The 22,850-nt window shown below is 44.3% G+C and carries 23 protein-coding genes and 1 rRNA gene; 5 read left to right on the top strand and 19 right to left on the bottom strand.

What is annotated here, in order from left to right; all coding sequences use genetic code 11:
* Positions 1-141 precede the first annotated feature (141 nt).
* The 5 genes from proC to SWOL_RS04830 all read right to left on the bottom strand — a co-directional run bounded on the left by proC (position 142) and on the right by SWOL_RS04830 (position 3,982).
* Positions 142-948 carry a pyrroline-5-carboxylate reductase gene (gene proC / locus SWOL_RS04850; protein ID WP_011640375.1) on the bottom strand — a complete coding sequence of 269 codons (807 nt, stop codon included), beginning with the start codon at positions 946-948 and terminating at the stop codon, positions 142-144.
* Complete coding sequence (locus SWOL_RS04845) at positions 948-1,376, bottom strand: cell division protein SepF (protein WP_011640374.1); 429 nt, start codon at positions 1,374-1,376, stop codon at positions 948-950. The genes proC and SWOL_RS04845 overlap by 1 nt, the downstream gene beginning before the upstream one ends.
* Before the next feature lie 36 nt (positions 1,377-1,412).
* The gene (locus SWOL_RS04840) at positions 1,413-2,090 is read right to left on the bottom strand and encodes a YggS family pyridoxal phosphate-dependent enzyme (protein WP_011640373.1); all 678 of its coding nucleotides are present in this window, start codon (positions 2,088-2,090) and stop codon (positions 1,413-1,415) included.
* A gap of 117 nt (positions 2,091-2,207) precedes the next feature.
* Entirely contained in the window at positions 2,208-3,224 is a 1,017-nt protein-coding gene (locus tag SWOL_RS04835) for a sensor histidine kinase (protein ID WP_242649365.1), read from the bottom strand.
* A 38-nt stretch (positions 3,225-3,262) separates the two neighbouring features.
* Positions 3,263-3,982, bottom strand: coding sequence for a response regulator transcription factor (locus SWOL_RS04830; RefSeq protein ID WP_011640371.1), 720 nt, complete (start codon positions 3,980-3,982; stop codon positions 3,263-3,265).
* A 96-nt stretch (positions 3,983-4,078) separates the two neighbouring features.
* On the opposite strand from SWOL_RS04830, the gene SWOL_RS04825 reads away from it, so the two are divergent.
* Complete coding sequence (locus SWOL_RS04825) at positions 4,079-4,369, top strand: hypothetical protein (protein ID WP_011640370.1); 291 nt, start codon at positions 4,079-4,081, stop codon at positions 4,367-4,369.
* A 19-nt stretch (positions 4,370-4,388) separates the two neighbouring features.
* On the opposite strand, the gene nrdR is transcribed toward SWOL_RS04825, so the two are convergent.
* Positions 4,389-4,841, bottom strand: coding sequence for a transcriptional regulator NrdR (nrdR, locus tag SWOL_RS04820; RefSeq protein WP_011640369.1), 453 nt, complete (start codon positions 4,839-4,841; stop codon positions 4,389-4,391).
* A gap of 95 nt (positions 4,842-4,936) precedes the next feature.
* On the bottom strand, positions 4,937-5,227 hold the full coding sequence (locus tag SWOL_RS04815; protein WP_011640368.1) for a YlmC/YmxH family sporulation protein: 291 nt from the start codon (positions 5,225-5,227) through the stop codon (positions 4,937-4,939).
* A 437-nt stretch (positions 5,228-5,664) separates the two neighbouring features.
* Between SWOL_RS04815 and flgG the strand changes: the two genes are divergently transcribed.
* Together flgG and SWOL_RS04805 are read left to right on the top strand one after the other, a co-directional pair.
* Positions 5,665-6,450 (top strand): flagellar basal-body rod protein FlgG, encoded by a 786-nt coding sequence (gene flgG, locus SWOL_RS04810; RefSeq protein WP_011640367.1) that lies wholly within the window; start codon positions 5,665-5,667, stop codon positions 6,448-6,450.
* Between the two features lie 280 nt (positions 6,451-6,730).
* Positions 6,731-7,090: a rod-binding protein gene (locus SWOL_RS04805; protein WP_011640366.1), complete on the top strand. Its 360-nt coding sequence runs from the start codon at positions 6,731-6,733 to the stop codon at positions 7,088-7,090.
* Between the two features lie 62 nt (positions 7,091-7,152).
* On the opposite strand, the gene SWOL_RS04800 is transcribed toward SWOL_RS04805, so the two are convergent.
* The 5 genes from SWOL_RS04800 to SWOL_RS04780 all read right to left on the bottom strand — a co-directional run bounded on the left by SWOL_RS04800 (position 7,153) and on the right by SWOL_RS04780 (position 13,044).
* Positions 7,153-8,286 carry an anti-sigma-I factor RsgI family protein gene (locus SWOL_RS04800; RefSeq protein WP_011640365.1) on the bottom strand — a complete coding sequence of 378 codons (1,134 nt, stop codon included), beginning with the start codon at positions 8,284-8,286 and terminating at the stop codon, positions 7,153-7,155.
* Positions 8,287-8,302: 16 nt separating this feature from the next.
* Positions 8,303-9,082, bottom strand: coding sequence for an RNA polymerase sigma factor SigI (gene sigI, locus SWOL_RS04795; protein WP_011640364.1), 780 nt, complete (start codon positions 9,080-9,082; stop codon positions 8,303-8,305).
* A gap of 273 nt (positions 9,083-9,355) precedes the next feature.
* Complete coding sequence (locus SWOL_RS04790) at positions 9,356-10,714, bottom strand: ABC transporter permease (protein WP_011640363.1); 1,359 nt, start codon at positions 10,712-10,714, stop codon at positions 9,356-9,358.
* Positions 10,707-12,398: a COG1361 S-layer family protein gene (locus SWOL_RS04785; RefSeq protein ID WP_011640362.1), complete on the bottom strand. Its 1,692-nt coding sequence runs from the start codon at positions 12,396-12,398 to the stop codon at positions 10,707-10,709. The genes SWOL_RS04790 and SWOL_RS04785 overlap by 8 nt, the downstream gene beginning before the upstream one ends.
* On the bottom strand, positions 12,388-13,044 hold the full coding sequence (locus SWOL_RS04780; protein WP_011640361.1) for an ABC transporter ATP-binding protein: 657 nt from the start codon (positions 13,042-13,044) through the stop codon (positions 12,388-12,390). The genes SWOL_RS04785 and SWOL_RS04780 overlap by 11 nt, the downstream gene beginning before the upstream one ends.
* A 284-nt stretch (positions 13,045-13,328) precedes the next feature.
* On the opposite strand from SWOL_RS04780, the gene SWOL_RS04775 reads away from it, so the two are divergent.
* Positions 13,329-14,237, top strand: coding sequence for a diaminopimelate dehydrogenase (locus SWOL_RS04775; protein ID WP_011640360.1), 909 nt, complete (start codon positions 13,329-13,331; stop codon positions 14,235-14,237).
* A 36-nt stretch (positions 14,238-14,273) separates the two neighbouring features.
* Here SWOL_RS04775 and arsB read toward each other — a convergent pair whose 3' ends face one another.
* The 4 genes from arsB to SWOL_RS04755 all read right to left on the bottom strand — a co-directional run bounded on the left by arsB (position 14,274) and on the right by SWOL_RS04755 (position 17,966).
* Positions 14,274-15,353: an ACR3 family arsenite efflux transporter gene (gene arsB / locus SWOL_RS04770; protein ID WP_041427394.1), complete on the bottom strand. Its 1,080-nt coding sequence runs from the start codon at positions 15,351-15,353 to the stop codon at positions 14,274-14,276.
* A 153-nt stretch (positions 15,354-15,506) separates the two neighbouring features.
* On the bottom strand, positions 15,507-17,258 hold the full coding sequence (arsA, locus tag SWOL_RS04765; protein ID WP_011640358.1) for an arsenical pump-driving ATPase: 1,752 nt from the start codon (positions 17,256-17,258) through the stop codon (positions 15,507-15,509).
* 2 nt (positions 17,259-17,260) lie between these two features.
* Positions 17,261-17,623, bottom strand: coding sequence for an arsenite efflux transporter metallochaperone ArsD (gene arsD / locus SWOL_RS04760; RefSeq protein ID WP_011640357.1), 363 nt, complete (start codon positions 17,621-17,623; stop codon positions 17,261-17,263).
* Position 17,624: 1 nt separating this feature from the next.
* A complete protein-coding gene (locus SWOL_RS04755; RefSeq protein WP_011640356.1) occupies positions 17,625-17,966 on the bottom strand; it encodes an ArsR/SmtB family transcription factor in 342 nt (113 codons plus the stop codon).
* A 336-nt stretch (positions 17,967-18,302) separates the two neighbouring features.
* Between SWOL_RS04755 and SWOL_RS04750 the strand changes: the two genes are divergently transcribed.
* The gene (locus tag SWOL_RS04750; RefSeq protein WP_011640355.1) at positions 18,303-19,226 is read left to right on the top strand and encodes a LysR family transcriptional regulator; all 924 of its coding nucleotides are present in this window, start codon (positions 18,303-18,305) and stop codon (positions 19,224-19,226) included.
* 7 nt (positions 19,227-19,233) lie between these two features.
* Here the strand turns inward: SWOL_RS04750 and metF are convergent, their stop codons facing one another.
* From metF to rrf, 3 genes are all read right to left on the bottom strand, one after another.
* Positions 19,234-20,097: a methylenetetrahydrofolate reductase [NAD(P)H] gene (metF, locus tag SWOL_RS04745; protein WP_011640354.1), complete on the bottom strand. Its 864-nt coding sequence runs from the start codon at positions 20,095-20,097 to the stop codon at positions 19,234-19,236.
* On the bottom strand, positions 20,094-22,370 hold the full coding sequence (gene metE, locus SWOL_RS04740; RefSeq protein WP_011640353.1) for a 5-methyltetrahydropteroyltriglutamate--homocysteine S-methyltransferase: 2,277 nt from the start codon (positions 22,368-22,370) through the stop codon (positions 20,094-20,096). Before metE ends, metF begins: the two co-directional genes overlap by 4 nt.
* Before the next feature lie 342 nt (positions 22,371-22,712).
* Positions 22,713-22,821, bottom strand: a 5S ribosomal RNA gene (gene rrf, locus SWOL_RS15245).
* Positions 22,822-22,850 lie beyond the last annotated feature (29 nt).

Raw genomic sequence — 22,850 nt, 5'->3', positions numbered from 1 at the left:
TCATATTCCTCCCTGTCTTAATACCTCACTAACCCCCCATGGCCCGGGGGCCACAACTACCGATGAAAAGTGAGTTAGTAGGTGCTTGAATGACAAGATGTAGTGGGAAATAACTAAACCCCTCACTCCTCACTTTTCTTACTAATCTTTACCCAACTCGATTGATCTCTCATAAGCCTTTTCAACCGCTTGAAAAAATGCTCGGCGCAATCCGTTTTCTTCCAGTTGGCGTATGCCCGCTATAGTCGTGCCCCCGGGTGAACAAACCTGTTCCCGTAAGATCGCGGGATGTTCCCCACTTTGCTCCATCATCTCCATGCTGCCTTTAACGGTATTCACTACCAGTTGTCGCGCCAGCTTTAAATCTAATCCTACCTGGAGAGCAGCATTCATGAGGGACTCCACCACCAAAAAGACATAGGCGGGACCACTTCCCGATATAGCAGTAATGGCATCCATATGTTTTTCTTCCACCATAACACAAGTACCGAGTTGCTCAAACATTTTTGCAACCAGCTGAAGATTCTTATCGGTAGCGTAGCGCCCAGGTGAGATGGCTGATACTCCCTGTCCCACCAGGCAGGGGGTATTGGGCATTACTCTTACCACCGGCAAATGCAGGCCTATTTCATTCTCATAGCTTCCGGTTTTAATACCGGCAGCCAGTGATATCAAGAGATGCTCCGTAGTCCACAAAGCCCGGTTGGCATCCAGGACCATCCTTACCTGCTGTGGTTTTACTGCCAGGATTATTACGCGACTGGATTGCAAAACTTCTGCGGCTTCCGTTGGAACGGCATTAAACTCCTCTTGAAACAGCACTCCCCTTTCCGGGTCAATATCATTTACCAGCAGAGAATCAAAACCCAGAAACTCAGCACCCCCTATCCCCTTCATCAAGGCATAAGCCATTTTCCCACAACCAATCAGCCCCAGGCTTCGCAACACTATTTCTCACCCCCGAAAGGATTGGCGAATCCATGCTTGCGCATGAGGGAGCGGTGGTCTTTAGCTATTTCCACATTGCTGGGGGTAAAGATAAATATATTCTTCCCTAATTGCTGGCTATGACCTTCCAGTGAATAGGTAGTCCCACTGATAAAATCAATAATCCGCTGGGAAACCTCGGGAGGGGTATTGTCAAAGTTCAAAATCAACTGTTTCCTGCTTTTCAAGTGATCTGCCAATACCTGCACCTCATCGAAGCTTTCGGGTTCGCATACCACCACTTTAAAGGTCTTGTTGCTATGTATGCTGACAACATTGGTCGGACCCCGCTGGTTTTCTTCACTATAAGCTGGCAATTCGATGATTTCCTCTCTTACCTCTTCTCTTTCCACTCCTAACCATCTCCACAGTCCATCCATTACACCCATTTTTAAGCCTCCTTTACATATGAAACCATAGACCCTTTAGTGAAACAGGGCACTGCCAATCCGAACCAGATTGGCGCCTTCCTCAATAGCCACAGCATAATCCTGGGACATCCCCATGGATAAATACTTCAGATTCACATTCTTATAATTCCTATCGATAAACTTTTGCCGCAGTTGAAATAATTCTCTAAACAGCGGCCGGGCTCTTTCCGGGTCAGGATCCAGCGGGGCCATGGTCATCAAGCCATAAATGCGCAGAGCCTTGAACTGTTCGGCAGCGGCCAGTACTTCTCCCAGTTCCGTCGGCTTAAAACCAGCCTTTTGCTCTTCCCCGGATATATTCAGCTGAATCAGAACCGGCACCTCTTGCTCCAACACCAATCCCCTCTTGTCCAATTCCTGAGCCAGCCTCCAGCGGTCCAGCGAGTGAATCAAAGTGGTTCTTCCCACAATATCCTTAACTTTATTAGTTTGTAATCGCCCAATCAAATGCCAGTTAATACCGGGCAGGCTCTCCCTTTTGCTCAATAACTCGTTTACCCGGTTTTCTCCAAAATCATTTATTCCCAGACTATGTGCCCGCCTAACTGTCTCGATATCCACGGTTTTACTGACCGCTACCAGGGTAACTTCGCTGGCTTTCCGGCCGCTCTTAAACGCTGCCTGCTCTATCTTGTTCTTTATGCTTTCCCAGTTATTTTTTATCTTTTCCATAATCATATCACCCCCGGGTGCAAGTCATCTTCCCTGATCCCAGCTAAGACAGTATTTAGGACCTTATGTGATAATAGCATATTTTAGGCCTTGCTGTCATGCTGGAGGATGGAAAAGCTAGATTACCAGGAAGCTTACCCCAAAAGTGGAGCCCTTGCCAATCTCACTATCCACAAACACCTCTCCTCCATGGGATTCCACAATATGTTTGACTATGGATAAACCTAAACCGGTTCCCCCTTGCTGTCGGGAGCGAGCTTTGTCAACCCGGTAGAATCGTTCGAAAACCCGGGGCAAACTCTCGTGAGGAATCCCCATGCCGCTATCCTTTACGGTTGTGATAATACGGCTGTCCCGCCGTTGGCATTGGATTACGATTTTTCCCTGTCGGGGAGTATATTTTATGGCATTATCCAGAAGATTGATAAATACCTGGCCCAGCAAATCCTCATCAGCTTGAATCAGTGGCATGGGATAGGGGTGTATAAATTCAACATGCAGGCTTTTTTCACTAATCTGTGGTCCAAACATATTCATTACATTGCGAATAGAACGCAAAAGGCAAGCCGGTTTCAAATATACTATGCGTTCCTGGGATTCAATTGAGGATAAGGTTAAGAGATCCTCAATCAGACGGGTCAAGCGGTTGGTTTCGGTATCAATAATAGATAGAAAACGCCTGCAGGTATCACTGTTTTCCATGGCACCATCCAAAAGCGTTTCCACAAAACCTTTAATAGAAGTCAAAGGGGTTCTGAGTTCGTGGGACACATTACCCACAAAAGCCGATCTAATCTGGTCAAAATTGCGGGCATCGGTAACATCATGGAATACTACGATAGCACCTTCAATTCTCTCATGGTGATCCTTCCTGGGAACAGCATGAACCCGAAAAACTAAGGTACTGGGGCTGATAGTAGTTTCAGTAAAGCTTTCATTCCCGGTTGTCAGTACTTCGTCAATCATATCGCTGATTTCCCGGTTTTCGCTTATCTGGGTTAAACGCTTCCCCAACAATACACCCTCGCGTACCAGAAACAGGCTTTCTGCTGCCTTGTTGGCCTGAATAATGCACCCATCAATATTAAGTACCAGTACCCCATCAACCATACAGCTCAAAATGGACTGCATCATTCTCTTCTCCTGGGCAATGTCCATTTCAACTCACCTTTCTAGCTTTTGGCCTGTCCTTCTACAAAACGGTATCCTACACCTCTAACCGTCTCAATATAGTCAGGATAAGTAGAATCATCCCCTAGCTTCTGCCTTAAATGGCGGATATGGACATCAACCGTTCGGGTATCTCCCGAGAATTCATAGCCCCAAACTTTCTCCAGCAATACTTCCCGAGTGAAAACTTTACCCTGATTCGATGCCATTAGCCGTAAAAGCTCAAATTCCTTGGGAGTCAGCTCCAGCTTTTCTTCACCAATAAAGGCTTCATATTTTTCGGGAACAACGGTCAACTCCTTAAAAACATAGGCTTTCTGGCCCATGGCCTTTTCCGCCTTGAGGATACGCAAGGCCCGGAGCCGGGCTTTAACCCGGGCAACCATTTCCCTGGGGCTGAACGGTTTTTTAATGTAATCATCAGCCCCCATTTCCAGACCTAGAATAGTATCTATCTCCTCCCCTTTGGCAGTAAGCATTATTATCGGAATAGTCTTGTACTCTGAATGTTGTTTCAAAGTTCGACATACCTCCAGGCCATCCATTTGGGGAAGCATTATATCCAGCAATATTAGATCAGGCGGGGCATCTTTAACCATTTCCAGAGCACACTGCCCATCATAGGCCACAGCCACCCTATACCCTTCTTTTTCCAGGTTGAATTTTACCAGTTCAACGATATGAGTTTCGTCATCTACTACCAGGATTTTGGCATTCTGCATCTTGACACCTCCATCCTAAACACAGATAATTATTCCCGTTAGCTCTGTTTGTTGATTTTTTAATTTTAGCATAGAATATTAATAGGAGGTGCATTAATGATGGATTCTCCCGACAGCAACAGCCATGAGAAAGGTCTTGGACCCCTGCAGCGCCTATCCGACAAGCAGGTAAATTCCTGGATTACCATCAGCAAAGTCTATCCTCCCGATGATATAGTGATTGAAAGCATGCTCAAGTTCTATGGTATCCCGGTTAGAATATCACGACGCGAAATACCTCAGTTCCCTTTTACTACCGGACCATTGGCCGAAGTGATTATTGCAGTGCCTGAAGAGATGGTAGATGAGGCCCGTGATCTTCTGGAATCGGAAAATGCAGGAAAATAATATCCTGCATTTTCTTTTTCTACCTTTGTTTAAGTTGGTCAATGGTCTTGATAAAACTATTCAGATCAGTGAATTGCCGGTATACTGAGGCAAAACGAACATAAGCTACTTCATCTCTGCGTTGCAGCCTGTCCATAACCATTTCACCGATAGCCTTGCTGCTGACCTCATGCTCATAAAGATCTCTTAATTCTCTTTCGATGCTGGCTACCATGTTTTCCATTTCTTCCATACTGACCGGCCGCTTTTCGCAAGCCCGGGCAATACCATCAAGTATTTTTTTCCGGTCAAATGCTTCCCGGTTGCCACCTTTTTTTATTACCAACAGGCCTCTCTCTTCCAGCCTTTCATAGGTGGTAAATCTTCTCTTGCAAGCATTGCACTCACGCCGCCTGCGGATAAAGGAACCATCATCACCGGAGCGGGAATCAACCACCCGGCTTTCGAACTCCTGGCAATAAGGACAGCGCACTTATTCATCACCCCTTGAAGACCAAGTCCTGCCTGCCCTTATTATGAACAAAAGCAAGATAGAATTCAAGCTTTAAGCGTGCATTTGCCGGGTCTTTACAGATGTTCTTCATCCAAGAGGTAATCCCTCCGGTAGGGGTCAATCTCGTTAGCTACCGGCATTTCCACCAGGATTACATCCCGGCCTATTCTGACAATCTTATTCCAGGGTACCGCTAGTTCTTCCCGGCGTGAAAAAAAACTATAGCGGCGATTGTGTCCGGGCAAAATCAAGGAAGTAACCTTACCGTTGTCCAGATCCAGGTCTATATCAATAATATTGCCCAACTTCTTACCATCCAGGATGTTTACCACATCCCGGGCTCTTAAATCCGACACTTTAATCATTGTTGAACCATTCCTTTCTTGAAACGCAAAAGGTCATGAAGGAATCCCCTTCAGACTTTTTACCTCTCCATATAATGCTAATTCCCAAAAAATCAGGCTGCTTTATTCGATTTAGCTAATATACTGACCACCTAAGCAACTCCATGCTTGCAGATTCCAACGACAACTGCTCAAGCAATCTACCAACTGTGTACAATTCTAATATATGAAATACAGCCGGAAATGTTTCCGTTGCTCTCTCCCCTGTCTTGTTACATAGTCAGCAGAAAAAACCAAATTATTTACGAAAATGCTCAAGGTTTTTTCCCAGCTCTTCGATAAAATTAATGATAAACTAATTTTCATACGGGCTGGACTCACCTGGAGAGGCCCGTCACAGCACAGAACGATTGATGTGCTGTCGTTTCCTAATTCTATTTTTGGGAGGAATAGCGCTTATGATGCGGTCTCTTTATACTGCCAGCTCAGGCATGTACGCCCAGCAACTCAACATCGACACCTTATCCCATAATATGGCCAATGTAAACACCGTAGGTTTTAAAAAGCAACGGCTTGAATTCCAGGATCTACTTTATCAGACCATCCGACGCCCGGCAGCAGATGAGGATCGGAATGAACCGGTTGGTTTGCTGGTGGGGCTCGGGGTAAAACCTGCCGCCATCAACACCATTTTTAATACCGGCAACCTGCAGGCAACCGAGAATCCGCTGGATGTAGCCATAAATGGAACAGCCTTTTTCGGGGTTAAGGTGGCAGGAAATGACGAACTTCTTTATACCCGGGATGGTGCTTTTAAAATTGATGCTAATGGGCAACTGGTAACTGCCGATGGCAATCTCCTGGAAGGAGCCGGGACTTTTGATGAGGGGGCCTATGATATTCAAATTGCCAGTGATGGCAAGATTAGCTACATGATACCCGGGCAAGAGACGCCGGAGGAAGCGGGACAGCTTAAGCTTTTTAAGTTTATCAATCCTGCGGGCCTGCAGAAAATAGGCAAAAATCTCTACCGGGCCACACCCAACTCGGGCGAAGCGGAAGAATGGCAACCCGATAGTGACAACAGCGTATCCCTGGAAGCGGGTTACCTGGAAATGTCCAATGTGCAGATTGTCGAGGAAATGGTAAACCTGATTACCGCCCAGCGGGCCTATGAAATTAATTCCAAAGTTATCATATCCTCAGATGAGATGTTGCAGACAGCAGCCAACCTGCGCCGCTAATATATCATGGAAACGGTTCTTCTGATATATCAAGCGGGTACTCCTGCTGTTCCACCCTGCGGTGTTACTATTAAGGTTGCAGCGTCAAAATCTTCTTACAATGACTTATTTTCACCGGTTGTATTCCCTAATTAAAGGGATTTAGAAAGGAAAGTGAGGAGTAAGGGGTGAGGGGTTAATTTATTTTATACTACATCTTACTATTCAAACCTCTACTAACTCACTTTTCATCGGTGGTTGTGGGCCTTGGGCCATGGGTGGTTAGAAAGGAAATATTAGAATGCGAGTAGACCATACGACTGCCTCCTCACCCATAAGCATGGGCCTGGAGCAAAATCAAATAAACATTAACAAAGAACAAAGCCAGGCCGGAAAATTTGCCCGGGAGTTAGAATATGCTCAGAACAAAAAGGACCAGGCTAAACTTTATAAGTCCTGCCAGGAACTGGAGTCAGTTTTTTTAAACCAGATACTGCAGTCCATGCGTAACACCATCCCCAAATCAGATTTTACCGGTCACAGCTATGCCACTGAATTATGGGAATCCATGCTCTTTGAAGAATATGCTAAAGAAATAAGTAAAAGCAACTCCACCGGTCTGGCGGATATAATCTTCCGTCAGCTCAGTCAAAAGCTTTAGAAGCTGCTTCTACAGGCAGTTTTTAAATGCAGAATAAGGGGCTTCGCAGGGGAATTTTCTTCCTACGGCCGCTCAATCTTGTTCTTACCTGAAGAATTAGAGTCAGGGGTGTTCATCCCGGGCGATTTAAGCTCCTGGTTCCGCCCCCGGTATTTATCCTCTTTTTTATCCTTATCTTTATCTTTTGCCTCATCTTTAGCTTTGTCCTTGTTTTTGTCCTTTTCCTTATCCTTATTCTCAATCTTCTTCTCAGCCTTATTTTTGTCCTTAATTTCTGTACCTTCACTATTAGCTGAATTATTTTTGTTAAAACCTGACTCCGTTGTTCCCTCAGGCTTGATGTTCTTGTCTTTATCTGTAAAAGAGGGAACCCCTTCTTCTCTCTTCTCCGGCTCGGAATACTTTATCTCCTCTGGCTTATTTCCGCGATCTTTTGTTTCATCTTTTATCTCATCCATTATTTCGTCTTTTTTTAACTCATTTTTGGCTTTAGCTTCAAACCCACTTTTCATCCTGCCTTTTGCCTCACTTTTTGCCTGACCGTTATTCTCAATTATGGCCCTGGCTCTTGACTCAGTTTGCGGCGTTTCGCTTGTGAATCCACGGGACTTCACTGGTAATGCTTTGGTCTGAGGCACAAGCATCTTCTTGTTTTTCCCCACCACTTTCCAACTATATTCCTGTCCTTTCTGTTGCTTTATGGCTTTATTTACTCCTCTATCCATCTTCTGCCAGAGTCTGTCTCTATCTTCATCCTGGACCTTTCCCTTCATTTCCAGGGAATAAGTGGCAGCCTGACTATCTCTCAACCCTTTATTGTCATTAAGCGATTTTTTAAGCACCTCGGCAACAGCCGTTTCCGCCGTTGCCCCCTTCAGATTCAGACCGGCTACTATTGCTTTGGCGTTTTCATCCTGGGCGGTTATTTTAACTACCCGATCCCAGCGGTTGAAACCCAATTCTACCCCAGTTGATAGCCGGGCATAGGTAAGCACGGTGAAAAAGTCCAGAGTAGCCAGGAATACCAGCAAAAAAACGGCGGCTACGGCTAGTATCTTAACCGGGGTCTTCCTTCGATACAACTGTCCTACTTCCCAATTTTCCCGGGTATAAAACTTGTTATATTCTCCATTATCCAACAAGACAATAACCCAACCTTCACCCTTTTCCATTACTATACCTTTCTTTCCGGACATCCTATTCTTCCTTTCCCTAAAGCATTTTCCCAGGGCTATTTTTGATTCCCCTGCAAGAAGGGGGCTCTTCCATCCCTTCCCGGGATAATTCCCGTGATAAAATAAAGGGTTGAATATTGGGAAAATCGCCGGCTAATATAATGGCACTGGCGATGATATATTTTCGGTAGCGTTCCAATGTCTTCCGCTTGAATCGACCCATTTCTATAAGTTGCTTTACGGGCAGCATTTTTTTTTCACGCAAGTCTTGCTTTAACTCCTCTGTTTGAGCTAACAATAGTGCAATTTGCCTGGTTTCCTCTCTGGTTTTTCGATGTTTGGGGCTACTTGCTACCAGATCAGCAAAACTTATTCCATAGTCTGCCAGCATAAGCTGCAAGTGCTCTATCTCTTGCTTTCGGTCCATATCATTCAATATCTCCAGCAGATCATCATCGGCTTGTCGATCCACCGAGTTCTCCACTTGCTTGAGTAAGGAAAACGAAAGCGAGTACCATCTTTTTTCACGACGTTTATGATCCAACACCCGTGATTTAACCACCTGGGCCAGGAACAGCAGAATACTCCCTCTATCCGGTTCATATCTGGCCATGGCCTCCAAAATAGCGAGGCGAGCTATGCTTGCTTCATCATCATAAGGGTTTACAAATTTACCTGATACCCGGGAGCAAACTTTCAGGCAAAATGGCATTATATCATCATATATCTCATCTACAGCTGTTTTCTGCCCGGCCGCATATTTCTCCCACACCAGTCTCAAGCGTTTATCCAGTTCTGATACCCCGGTAACCGGCATATTGATTTACTCCTGCGTCTTTTCTTAGTCCCGTGAGCAAATGCTTCAGCAATTAATTTAACCCGAGCTAAAGCTTTAAACTCGCTAAGCCCATGGGAACTTCATGTATTTAGATTACCACATTAATGCCAGTGGTTTTCGTATGATCACCCCTCACTCCTCACTTTTCTTACTAATTAATACGCCGGGACTAAAAGGAAAAATGGGGTCAAATAAAAGCCCGCCTATGGCGGGCTAATAAAACAAGCGTTTAATTTATGCCTGTGTCTTTTCCTATTCTGTCCTGATGGCCTCCAGAGCACTCAATTTCATGGCCCGCCGGGCCGGTGAATAACCGGAAATGATACCTACCATGGTGGCGAAGACAACGGCAGTCAGACCCAATTCCCAGGTGATTACGGAGATGCCGATATTGCCTCCCATATTACCCATAAAACCAGCTGTAACCCGATTTAATATATAAGAAACCAGATAACTGAAAAGCAAGCCGACGCAACCACCTCCCAATCCTATCATCGCCGCTTCCAGCAGGAAAAGGTTCCTGATGTCGTTAAGCCTGGCCCCTAAAACTTTCATTACCCCTATTTCCCGGGTTCTTTCATAAATACTCATAACCATGGTATTGGTTATGCCGATGGCCGCCACCAGCAGGCTTACCGCCCCGATACCTCCCAGTATGGCCTGCATCTTGCGCGATGTTTCCTTCATGGATTTAACCATATCTGACAGGCTGAAGGCTTGAAAACCCAGGGCTTTTATTTTTTCCTGCACGCTTTCCACCTGCTGTATATCGCTCACCTTGACCTTTATATTCTGGTATCTATCTTCCTTTCTTTGTTTGCTCTTGTCCACATGCCGGGCCTTGTTTTCTTCTTCCAGCAATTCTTCCAGGGTGTTCAGGTTGATATAGGCGCTGTAAGCCTTTTCGCTAAAGCTGCCTTCCAGTATGCCTACTCCCTTTACCTTACGCGGCGGGGGCGGGGTATAGTCGCTGTCCGTATCGGGTTTATTGGCTCGCCTTTCCCCATAGCTCATATCCCAGGTCAACAGCATCTTATCGTTTATTAAATCCAGGGGAGGTTCCTGCGGCATATCCTGACCGAACATCATATGATGCATAGGTTCCTGATTTCTGGACCTGGGATTACGGAAATTAAAGGCCACTTGCTGGCCAAATACGATGGCATCCTTATCCAAACTGCTCAACAATCTCCCTTTCTGTACTTCAAAATCAAAGGCTTCCATCACTTCCGGGTTAATGCCGATAAGATTCACATCACCCACCATTTTACCGGCACTGATGCGCATATAGGCATTCTTGCTGGGCATAACCGCCTCCACTCCGGGGATCTGTTCCAAGGTTCTGACCGCCTGGTCATCCAGCTTTACTCCCTCACTCCCCCGTGAGCCCATTGCTGGCATCATATCATAAGAGGGATATACATCAATTACATTAAGGTTCCCCATTTGTTTCAGGCTTTCTTTAAAACTGAGATCCATAGCTATTCCCAAGGAAATCATTACCACAATGGAGCTGGTTCCAATCACCACCCCAAGTAATGTAAGAATGGTTCTGAGTTTTCGGCGCAAGAGGCTGCTGATACTCATCTTGATCAAATCAAAATTATTCATCCAGGCTCACTTCCTCTTTCTTCCGAAGCTGCCGGCGGCGAAGAATGAAAGCAGTAACAGCCACTACAAGTATGCCTGAGCCGATTATTGCCGGTTTCTTCCACCTGGCAGCGCCGGCTTCCTCCATATCGGGAGGAGGGATATCAGCCGGCGGGGGAGCAGCTTTCATCACTTCCAACTTGAAGCTTTTTTCGACTTGATAGTGCTTGCCGGTATCATCGTCATAATCGAATAAGACTTTCCCCGTTAATTTGCCTTCTTTACTGGGGGTTATGGTGACATCATAATAATCACTTTTCCCGGCTTCCAAATTCCCTACAAAGACATTGCCATCCTGGATATCGAAATCTCCCTCGGTACTTATTATCAGATTTCGTATTAAGGTACGACCAGTATTATAAAAGTCCAGCGAAATCCCCACCGGTGTACCAGCAAAAAGCTGGGGCGGTGCTTCAATATCTGAAAAAATAAGTTTTACCGGTTGAGCTACTGGTATGCCGATTAATTCCTTGGCCGTATATTTATTGCCTTTTTCATCTTCATATTCGATGTCAACGGTAATATTATAGGTCTTGTTGGCTGCATCCATTTTGGGTTTTAGTTTTATACTTTGGGACATAGTTCCGGCTGCGGGAATATTGTCAATAAAAATGGAGTTACTGCTGTTTACCGGGGAAAAGATATTTTCCTCCGAACTCAAACTCAGTTTGATATTACTTAGAGCTTTGACCTGGCTAGTGTTAAACAAAGACATGGACAGGGAAAAGACTTCTCCCGCTACAGCATATTCGCCGCCATAGAAGTAGTTGTTAATAATAAGACGGGGGGTGGCCTTTTTGTTTTTGCCTTCCGGTCCACTGCCTTCTACCGTCAAATAAAGCTTCTCTTCCTTGCTGTAATCCTTATTGAACTCGTCTTTATATTTCATTATCAGATCAAGGGGATAGGTTCCACTCTCCATAGCAGGATCGGCATAAATCTTAAAAGGTATGTATTTGAATTCCTGGCCCTTGAACTCCTTGAGGTGGAAGGTATCAAGGGGCTGGTCCAACCGTAGACCGTTGGCGGTAAACCCGGCCAGTTTTATAGCAATATCCCGGGCGGTGAGATGCCCGTCATTTTTTATCTTCAGCTCTATGGTCTGGCTTTCCCCGCTGTCTATCTGCTCATTTTCCATTTGGATTCCGGCCAGTATAAGCCCGGGGGTTTTCTGCTCATTTTCTATTTTTACATATATATTACCGGAAGATTGGCCTTGATTGCCATTTTGACTGGTATAGTCAACTTTTACCCCAATGGGATAGATTTTGGATTCGGCTGTTGAGGCTACCTTTACGTCAAAAAAAATGGCACTTTCCGTACGATGACCACCGATGGAACTCATTCCGGTCTGCAGCGACATCTTCTCTAATTCGAAGGGGAACTTGGCTACATCATCAATAAGGAGGGAGACATTTATGTTTTGCGCCTCACCATCATGGATATTTTGTATCGGAATTATCAAATGGCTTTCCTCTCCGGATTTAAATACCGGCATGGAGTTGCTGCGCCCAATCACCAGTTTGGGTTCTTCCAGGGAGAGGTTATCCGCCGCCTCCAGCGACTGCGACTTATACCAGCCCAGGTTATAGCAGCTAAAAAGCATGCTCAAGAAAACAATAAAAATAACACTCCTATACTTCATCTCTTCTCTCCCCTACATTTGTATTATTCATTATGACTTCCGCTATCTTTCCATCCCGTATAAATACGGTTTTATCAGCAAAACTGGCCACTTCGCTATCATGAGTTACAATTACCAGAGTCTGCTGTTTTTCCCGGGCCAGCTTTAACATAAGCTGAATTACCTCCAGGCTGGTCTTGGAATCCAGGTTCCCGGTGGGCTCATCCGCCAGGACAATAGGGGGACTGCCGACAAAAGCCCGGGCGATTCCTACCCGTTGTTGCTGTCCCCCGCTCATCTCCGCCGGTTTATGTTTAAGATGGGTTTTGAGACCAACATCCTGTAAAAGGGCGCGGGCCAATTGCTCTCTTTTTTCTTTTTTAACACCCTGAAATACTAAAGGCAGGCTCACATTTTCCAGAGCTGACAGGGATGGCAAAAGGTTATACGATTGAAAAACAAAGCCGATGTTCTTTTGCCTGAACAGGGCCAGTTGACGTTCATTCATTTTTCCAACGTTTTTTCCCCGCATTAGAATGCTGCCCCTGCTCGCCTTCTCTAAGCCGGCCAGAAGATTCAGGAGGGTGGATTTGCCTGAGCCGGAGGTTCCCAGAATGCAGCATATTTCTCCTGACAATATATCCAGAGACAGATCATCCAGAGCCACTACTTTTTCCTTCCCCAGCTTATAGACCTTTCTCAGATTACGAATCTCAATACTGTTTTTTATGCTCTTCCCTCCCTTTTTTATAATTGTTTTATAAGATATACAATAATGGGCAATTTTTCTTGCACTAGTCCCATTATACGATTTTTCAGCCTATCCTTAAATAAAAATTTCGCATTCCTTTTTCTACTGCATGTATACAATCTACTCTCTTTACTTTTATTGCAATTCTGTTTTAGATTGTATACGCTACAAAGTAACAGATTTATGAAAGGAATGCAGTTATGAACGAAAAAATCAAAGTAGCGGTAATTGGATACGGAAATGTTGGCCGGATGGCAGTGGAGGCTCTGCAATCTGCAACAGATATGGAATTGCTTGGCGTAGTTCAACAGCCGTATTGCTCAGATAGCGCCCGGTTGCTCGCCGCCAGGGATATAAAAATGGTACAATCCCTTGATCAATTAAGCGGGGTGCAGGTGGCCTTATTATGCATTCCTACCCGCGCTGTGCCTTCTATGGCACGGGAAATACTAAGTCTGGGTATTAATAGTATAGACTGCTATGATATTCACGGCCAACTGGCTGATTTGCGCCTGGAATTGGATGAAATCGCTATGGTTAACCATTCGGTGGCAGTCATTTCTGCAGGATGGGATCCCGGGACAGATTCCATGCTTCGCTGTATGTATGAGTTTATGGTTCCCCAAGGCCTGACCTATACGAATTTTGGACCTGGAATGAGTATGGGGCACACAGCAGCAGTGCGAGCCCTGGATGGTGTTGAGGATGCTTTATCTATGACCATCCCCCTGGGTACCGGCATCCATCGCCGTATCGTTTATGTTCAATTACAAAACGGGGCTAATTTGGCAGAGGTTAAAAAAGCCATCAAAACAGACCCCTATTTCATCAAAGACGAAACCCATGTTATCCCGGTAGCGGATGTCAAACAGCTAATTGATATGGGACACGGGGTTGATATGGTAAGAAAAGGGGGTTCGGGCTCGACCCATAATCAAATACTGCGCTTTTCCATGCAGGTCAACAATCCGGCTTTAACCGCACAGATTATGGTAGCTGCTGCCCGGGCCAGCATCAAACAAAAGCCTGGCGCCTATACCCTTATAGAAATTCCCATCATTGACTTTATGTATGGCCAGCGTGACGATATTATCCGAAAATTACTATAAAGAATAAGCACAGGCCTTGTATCTGTCCGGCACAACTTAAGCCACCTCGTAAAGTTTTGGCAAACCTTTATCATCAAAGTATTTTCTCTTAAAATACAAAGCTGAATTTACTAAGCTTATCATAACCGGTACTTCAACTAATGGACCTATAACAGCGGTAAACGCCACATCAGAGGCAATTCCGAAAACCGCGACAGCGACGGCAATAGCTAACTCAAAATTGTTACTTGCAGCGGTAAATGCTAATGTCACGGTCTGATCATATCTAAATCCCCAGCGATAGGCTGCAAAAAAGCTGGCAAAGAACATAACTGTAAAATAGATAAGAAGCGGAATGGCAATATTTATGACATCAAACGGATTCTGAATAATCTGCTCACCCTTAGTTATAAACATAATCACGATCGTATACAGCAAAGCAATGAGTGCCAAAGGTGAAATCTTGGGGATAAATACTTTTTCATACCATTCTTTGGTTTTCACTCTGATTAAGCTAAATCTGGTGAGGAATCCGGCGGCAAAGGGAATACCTAAATAAATAAGCACACTCTTGGCCACGTCTATCATAGATACATCGACAACCTGCCCTCCCCAAGAAAGTCCCAACCATTTAGGAATAAGCGTAACGAAGATATAGATATACACCGTATACAAAAGTATCTGAAAGATTGAGTTCAGCGCCACTAAGGCGGCACAATATTCATTGTCTCCTTTGGCGAGAGTGTTCCAAACAATGACCATGGCGATGCAACGGGCCAAACCAATTATGATAAGACCTATGGCAAAACCAGGTTTATCACCAAGGAAAATTATGGCCAAAATAAACATTAAAATAGGTCCTACGACCCAGTTCTGTAACAAAGAGAATGAGAATACCTTTCTATTCTGGGCTACTTTTCCTATTTCTTCGTACTTTACCTTGGCTAAAGGAGGGTACATCATAATGATCAAGCCGATGGCAATCGGCCAGGATATGGTGCCGGTACTAAATTGACTCAGCGATTGGGCTAAATTTGGAAATAGATATCCGCCTAAGACACCAATACCCATTGCTATGAAGATCCATAATGTTAAATACTTATCAAGAAAGGATAACCGAGCTTCATTTTCCAACATATCACCTTCTCTATTCGAGTTATTTTAAGCTATATTATTTTCGTATTTATCAGCTTCAATTATATAGGATGCCACTAGTTCCTCTATGTTTTTACCGGGAACCCAGCTTTTAATATCTAGCCAGCCAAACTGGCCAGATCATTTTCATATACCCTAATCTTTAAAGTTGCCAATACTCTTGATGGAGGGATCCTGTAACCAGGGAATAACCACGAAGTTATCATCACTAATTTGTTGCACTTTCTCGATCCAGGTTCTTTCAGCCTCAGCCCGCGCAACAAGCATGGGATTACTTGTATCTGCTACGGAAAGAGACTGATTGACCACCCACCATTTGTTATTAATACCAGCTCGGCTTAAATCTTCGCGCAATCGTATCGCTTCAAACACAGGGGTAGCTTCCGGCAATGTAACGATGACCACCTCAGTCTGTTTTTCGTCCCGCAGTCTTGGTAATAATCTCTGTACCGATATAGGAGTTTCGCCTTTGGTCCTTTGCACCTCCCGGTGGTAACTGAGGGTTGAGTCGAGAAGTAATAGGGTATGACCGGTTGGAGCCGTATCTATAATGACAACCTCATTTTCCGCTTTATCCACAATTTCTGCAAATGCTCTGAATACGGCAATCTCCTGGGTGCAGGGTGATCTCAAATCTTCCTCAATATATGCAACATCGTCCTCGCTCATGGTTTCGCGGGCCTTAGCCAGTACTTCATTTTGATAGTCTTTCAGTTCCTTTTTTTCATCAATATGGCTAACGGTTATATTTTCTGCCCCGGCAAAAACATAGCTCAGATGGTCGGCTGGATCAGTTGAAGTTAAATGCACCTTAACACCCTTCTTAGAAAGCGCCACGGCAATCGTGGCTGCAACAGATGTCTTACCTACGCCGCCCTTGCCCATCGTAAAAATGACCTTTTTACCGGCTGCATATACATCCTCAACCAGAACATTTATTGGTTTCAAATCCGTTAATTTACTTTTTGCATCTGCACTTATATAATCATCGCTATTCAAGAACGCCCTTATTTTATCCAGCCCTAATATGTTATAGGAGCGCAAGGGGATCGTATAGGTCTTAAATCCTCTTAATCCGGGCGGCAAGTTTTTAAGGGCATGCTGCTGCTTGGATAATATTTTTTGTGACAGATCATCTGATGCTCCACCCAGTACCCCGTTGATAATGAGAAGCTGATTGTTAATCCCCAAATTGCTCAATTCCCGGCTGGACCGTTCAGCTTCCAGCAGAGGTGTTTCTTCCGGCCTGGAAACCAGGATAAGTGTGGTCTTAGCTTTATCGGCAAGGTTTATTACCGCATTTTTATACATATCTTTTTTATCCTGCAATCCTGCGAGCTGGCCTAAACATGAGGCTCCATGGGTACTTTCCGCAATAAAATTACTCCAGGCTGAAGGCAGCTGCAGCATCCGCAGAGTGTGCCCGGTCGGGGCGGTATCAAAAATGATATAATCAAATTCATTTTCGCTTGTATTGTCGGTAATAAAGTGTGAAAACTGGTCAAAGGCCGCAATTTCAATGGTACAAGAACCTGAGAGCTGTTCCTCCATATTATTAATTACGCTGTCGGGCAGTTTCCCCCTATATGGAGATATAACCGATTCCCGGTATTCTCTGGCTGCTTCTTCCGGATCAAGGTTGGCAACTACCAGTCCGGGAACACCCTCAATCTGCACGCCCTTGCCGTTTAATTCGGTATTAAAAACATCCTGCAAATTTGAAGCCGGGTCGGTGCTTATAAGCAGCACTTTTTTGCCGCTGTCTGCCAAATTTACTGCTACAGCACATGCTGCAGATGTCTTTCCCACCCCACCTTTGCCGGTAAAAAACAAGTATTGGGTAAGATTAATTTTATCTATATCAAAGGATTCAAATTTGGTATTCATAATTAACAGCACCCCTTTGGGCCACAGCAACTGCTTATGATGACTGCCGGTTTCGAGTCTATTTCTATTTCCAACCATTTTTCAATTTCTTCATTAGTGGGGTATTCTTTGGTTTTTGCCACCGCACCATCCACCAGCGTTACGGGTAATATTCCTGCCCCCTCTTTCTGCAGAAGATCGCTGATTACTTTATTCGTAATAAAGTCCTGCGGTTCATTTGACAAGCCATGTCTCTTAATGATTATTCCTTTATCTTTTAAGGAATTAATCACTGTAGCAATTCTCATCAGCTCTGGATCAATTGACGGACCGCACACCCCGGTGCTACAGCACATGGCCGGATCAAAAATCTCAATTTTTCTCATGTTAGGATTCCTCCTCATTATTTTCAGTGCATACTTTGCAGCTAGATTGCTTACAGATACAATCGTCCTTTTCATTAGTTATATAGTTGATAAAACTAATAGCATCCTCTGTTGTTACGCTTTTAAGCGTATATCTCATCCACGCCCCATCGCGAACACCATTAACCAGGCCGCTTTCAGTCAGTATCTTCATATGGTAGCTGAGCGTTGACTGAGAAATACTGAACTTTTCCAATATGTCACATGCGCACATCTCACCACATGACAGCATATCAATTATCTTTAAACGCGTCTCATCTGATAACGCTTTAAATACTGGAACATAATCGGCATAAGAGTTCATCAAACCTCACTCCCATCATATTTATATGTCTCGATTACATTCAAACATTTCGATATGTTTATAGTGTATCAAGCATATCGACATCTGTCAATGTCATGATAATTAATTCATAAAAAATACCCGCAGAACCGGAATTGTATCCAGCCTGCGGTTAGTAGTTTATAATTATTAAAAACTATAATTACCGTACCGTCTCTAAAAGTAAAATGGATATCATCAGCATCATGGATTATGATTTTATCAGTGACTACCAACCACAAGCTCTCGTCAAACTCATTGTTTACAAGCGGTTTCTGGATACAATTATTATAAAAATGATAGTAAGAAGGTGGGACTATGACACTTCAACAATTAAGATACATTATCAAAATAGTTGAATGTGGCTCAATTACCGAAGCCGCAAAGCAGCTTTTCATCTCACAGCCAAGCCTTTCAAATGCTGTCAAAGAGCTTGAAAGCGAACTAGGAATAGAGATATTTCACCGCACAACGAAAGGTATATCATTATCCATTGACGGTACGGAATTTCTTTCTTACGCGCGACAGGTTGTAGAGCAGACCGAACTTCTGGAACAGCGTTATCTGGGCAAAAAGCCCTCAAAACAGCTATGCTCCGTTTCAACTCAACATTACGCTTTCGCTGTCAACGCCTTTGTGAATCTTCTTCTGGCATTAGATGTGGATGAGTATGAATTTACCCTTCGTGAAACGAGGACCTATGAAATCATTGAAGATGTCAAGAATCTTCGCAGCGAGCTGGGCATAATATATTTAAGCGACTTTAATGAAAAAGTACTTAAAAAGCTTTTAAAAGAAAATCACTTGATCTTTAACCCTCTTTTTGAAGCTGACCCACATGTTTTTATCAGTTCGCTTCACCCGCTTGCCTATAAAAATTCGGTCACTCTTGAAGATTTGGATGATTTTCCTTTCCTGGCCTTTGAGCAAGGTGAATATAACTCATTCTATTTCTCAGAGGAGATCTTGAGCACCGCTCCACATAAGAAAACCATCCATGTCAGCGACCGCGCAACGCTATTCAATCTGCTGATCGGTCTGAATGGATACACTATTTGCACAGGCGTTCTAAACAGCGATCTAAACGGTGATAATATTATTTCCGTGCCGCTGGAAACTGAAGAAAAAATGCTGGTGGGTTGGATAGCCAATGAGAAGGCCCATCTGAGTGCGATCGCATCTGAATATATCACCGAATTAAAGCGGCTGATTTCTGAATACGGTTATACTGTATTATCATAACCCCGCTTTATGCCACTAGCAGGGTGCTTATGGCTGCATAGATTTTCTTGGCAATATATGGGTTATTCATCGTATATAAGTGTATTCCATCAACCCCTTGCGCTATAAGATCGACAATTTGATCAACGGCATAAGCAATCCCTGCATCACGCATGGCCTCAGGATTATTCTCATATCTCTCCATCATGGTTACAAACTTTTTCGGAAGCTTTACGCCGCACAGCGCTACCATTCTTTCAATCTGTCTTTTATTTACCACCGGCATAATTCCAGCTTCAATCGCTACATTTATTCCTGCAACGCTGGCTCGTTCCCGAAATGAATAAAAGTAACTGTTGTCAAAAAACAACTGGGTGATCAGCTGGTCCGTCCCGGCATCCACCTTGATTTTAAGATGGCGTATATCGTCAAGCAGGCTGGGGCTCTCACTGTGCCCCTCCGGGTAACATGCTCCAATAATATTAAAATCGCCGTTTTCCTTGATGAACGAAACCAGGTCGCTGGCATAGCGAAAATCCTGTTTGGGCACCCGGGCAGGATTCACATCACCGCGCAGAGCCAAAATATTTTCAACTCCTGCTTGTTTAAAGCCTTCCAGCATATTCAGCACTTCATCTTTGTTAAGATTGATGCATGGAAGATGCGCCACGCTCTCAATTCCGTAATTGTTTTTGATTGCTGAAGCAATTTCCAAGGTTGCAGTGTTGGTTTCGCTTCCGCCGGCACCATAAGTTACGCTGATGAAGTCCGGGTTTAATCCTTGCAACTCTTCCAGCGTTTTGTATATGATTCCAATTGAGGCTGTGCGCCGGGGAGGAAAAATCTCCAGCGACAGCACGGTTTTATTATTAAAGATTTCTGATGTTCTCATAGCTGCAAGCTCCTTCTTACTTCCTGGGCGGCATCAACCAGGTTTTGCAGGCTCGGAATTGTTTCCGCATTTCCTCTCGTTTTGAGTCCGCAATCGGGATTTACCCAGAGCTTTTCCCTGGGTATCTTTTTAAGCATCTTAAGAATTGCTTCCTTGATTTCCTCAGTACCGGGGATTCTAGGTGAGTGGATATCATAAACCCCCGGACCGACTGCCGTCTTAAATCCGCACCGGTTCAATACATCGATAATTACCAGGTCGGAACGGGAAGCCTCGAAGGTGATAACATCCGCATCCATCTCGTCAATATCTTTTATAATATCGCTGAATTCGCTGTAACACATATGGGTATGAATCTGCGTCTCGGCTTTAACCCCGCTGTGTACCAGCCTGAATGCAGTAATCGCCCAGTCCAGGTATTCGCAGTGCCAATCACTTTTTCTTAGCGGGAGCTTTTCACGCAGAGCGGCTTCATCAATCTGAATAATTTTTATACCGTTAGCTTCAAGTTCAAGCACTTCTTGCCTGATGGCCAGAGCGATCTGCAAGGCGCATTCTTGCAATGAAATATCCTCGCGGGGAAACGACCAGTTCAAAATCGTAACCGGACCGGTAAGCATCCCTTTCATGTATTTCTTGGTAAGCGATTGCGCGTATACGATATAATCGACCGTCATTGCTTGGGAACGGGAAATATCACCCCATATAATAGGTGGTTTAACGCATCTGGTACCGTAAGACTGTACCCATGCTTTTTGTGTGAAAAGGAACCCGTTAAGGCATTCGCCGAAATACTCAACCATATCGTTACGCTCAAATTCACCGTGAACCAGCACATCAAGCCCGATTTTTTCCTGCAGCGCAACACATTCCGCAATTTTCTCTTTATTAAATTTGATATAGTGCTTTGCTGTAATTTTACCGTTTTTAAAAACGGAGCGCTTCGCTTTGACCTCTGCCGTCTGCGGGAATGAACCGATGGTTGTGGTTGGCAACAAGGGCAGATTATATACCGCCTTCTGTATCTTTTCACGTTTATGAAATGCAGGATGTCTGACGAAATCCTCCGGTGTAAGTGAGGAAACCGCAGCTTGCACCGATACGTCCGTGCAGAATCTGCTTTCTTGGAAAAGCCTAGTGTTTTTAATATATTCAGTAATTTCAGCCGGGGTATTGCTTGCGGTAATTTTCTTCAGGTCGGCCAGTTCCCCCATTTTTTCCTCCGCAAAGGCAAAATGTTTCTTAAACTCATCAGTTAGGAACCCTTCATTTTTTATGGTATACGGAACGTGCAAGAGCGAACAGGAGGTATTCAAAACAATAGTCGCGCGGGTTTTCTTTAATTCATTGAGGATAAGCAGGGTTTGGCTATAGTTGTTGCGCCAGATATTTTTGCCGTTTACAACACCAGCAAAAAGGGTTTTATCTGCGGGGAAACCAAAGTGTTTGACCAGTTCCAGCGAATGATTACCCTCAATAAAATCGAGTCCTATCCCATCAAACGGCAGCGTGGTGACCTCCTGGTAGCAGTCGCGCAGATCGCCGAAATAGCTTTGTAAAAGCAGCTTTGTACTGTCCTTTGCTAAAAGGATCTCACCGTAGATTTTCTTTAAAAGAGCAATGTCATCTGCGGTTAAGTCCATAATCAGCGCAGGCTCGTCAAACTGTATCCATTCAGCACCTAAATCATTAAACTTCTTAAGCATCTCCGAGTATGCCACGATAATATCTTTGGTAAAATCAATCGCTGTTTTATTGCCGGTAAATCTTGCGAGCTTTAAAAAGGTAAAAGCTCCGATAATAACCGGTTTGCTTACGATCCCCATTTTTTTTGCTTCTAAGAATTCATCAAACGGTTTGGTTCCAACCAGTGAAATTTCGGTGTCATCCTCGATCTCGGGCACAATATAATGGTAATTGGTATTGAACCATTTCTTCATTACCAAGGCCTTAACATCACCATTAAGTCCCTGATAACCTCTAGCCATAGCAAAATACTCTTCCAAGGGATCTAGCTGTAAAGAGCTGTAGCGTTTGGGAACCACATTAAGCAAAACTGCCGTATCCAGCATATTATCATAAAAAGAAAAATCATTGGATGGGATAAAATCAATGCCATTATTAATATGCATTTGCCAGTGTGTTTTCCTGAGAAGAACAGCCGTGTCTTGAAGCTCCGCTTTTGATAAAACGCCTTCAAAATACTTCTCGCTTGCAAATTTTAGTTCCCGTAAAGTCCCTACTCTCGGGTAACCGATTGTTGCTGTTTTCATGATATCTCCCACCTTCCAACTATAGTGGCAATAATATACCATGCGGCTTTAGCCATAGTGTAATACTTGATTTGTATGCTTTGTCATAGCTATAAACTATGATGGTGCGCCCTCATCTTATTATCAACCCGCAGCAGGGACTTTCACCCGTTAGACTTCGCCCATGTCGGGCGCACTGATAAAGCCGTTCCACAAAACGCAGAACGGCTTAATTACTGGACTTTCAGGCAATATAACGAGGTGAAATATGTCCCCCGCTAAGCGGTCGCCTATTTAAAAAACAAGCGGTGGTATTCCACTACATTTAATTAACTTCCAATGCATTCCCAGAAAATAATTAATTCCTGGCAACGACCTACTCTTCCACGGCTGAACCGCAGTACCATCGGCGCTGGAGAGCTTAACTGCCGTGTTCGGCGACGGCGACGATGTCTCGCCTAGTGTCGACAAATAGAAGCCCGCAGGGCTGACTGGCGACTA

This window comes from Syntrophomonas wolfei subsp. wolfei str. Goettingen G311, assembly GCF_000014725.1.
GTDB classification, from domain to species: Bacteria; Bacillota; Syntrophomonadia; order Syntrophomonadales; family Syntrophomonadaceae; genus Syntrophomonas; species Syntrophomonas wolfei.
Note: the sequence above shows the minus strand (reverse complement) of the source record. Positions and strands in the feature narration are given on the sequence as shown.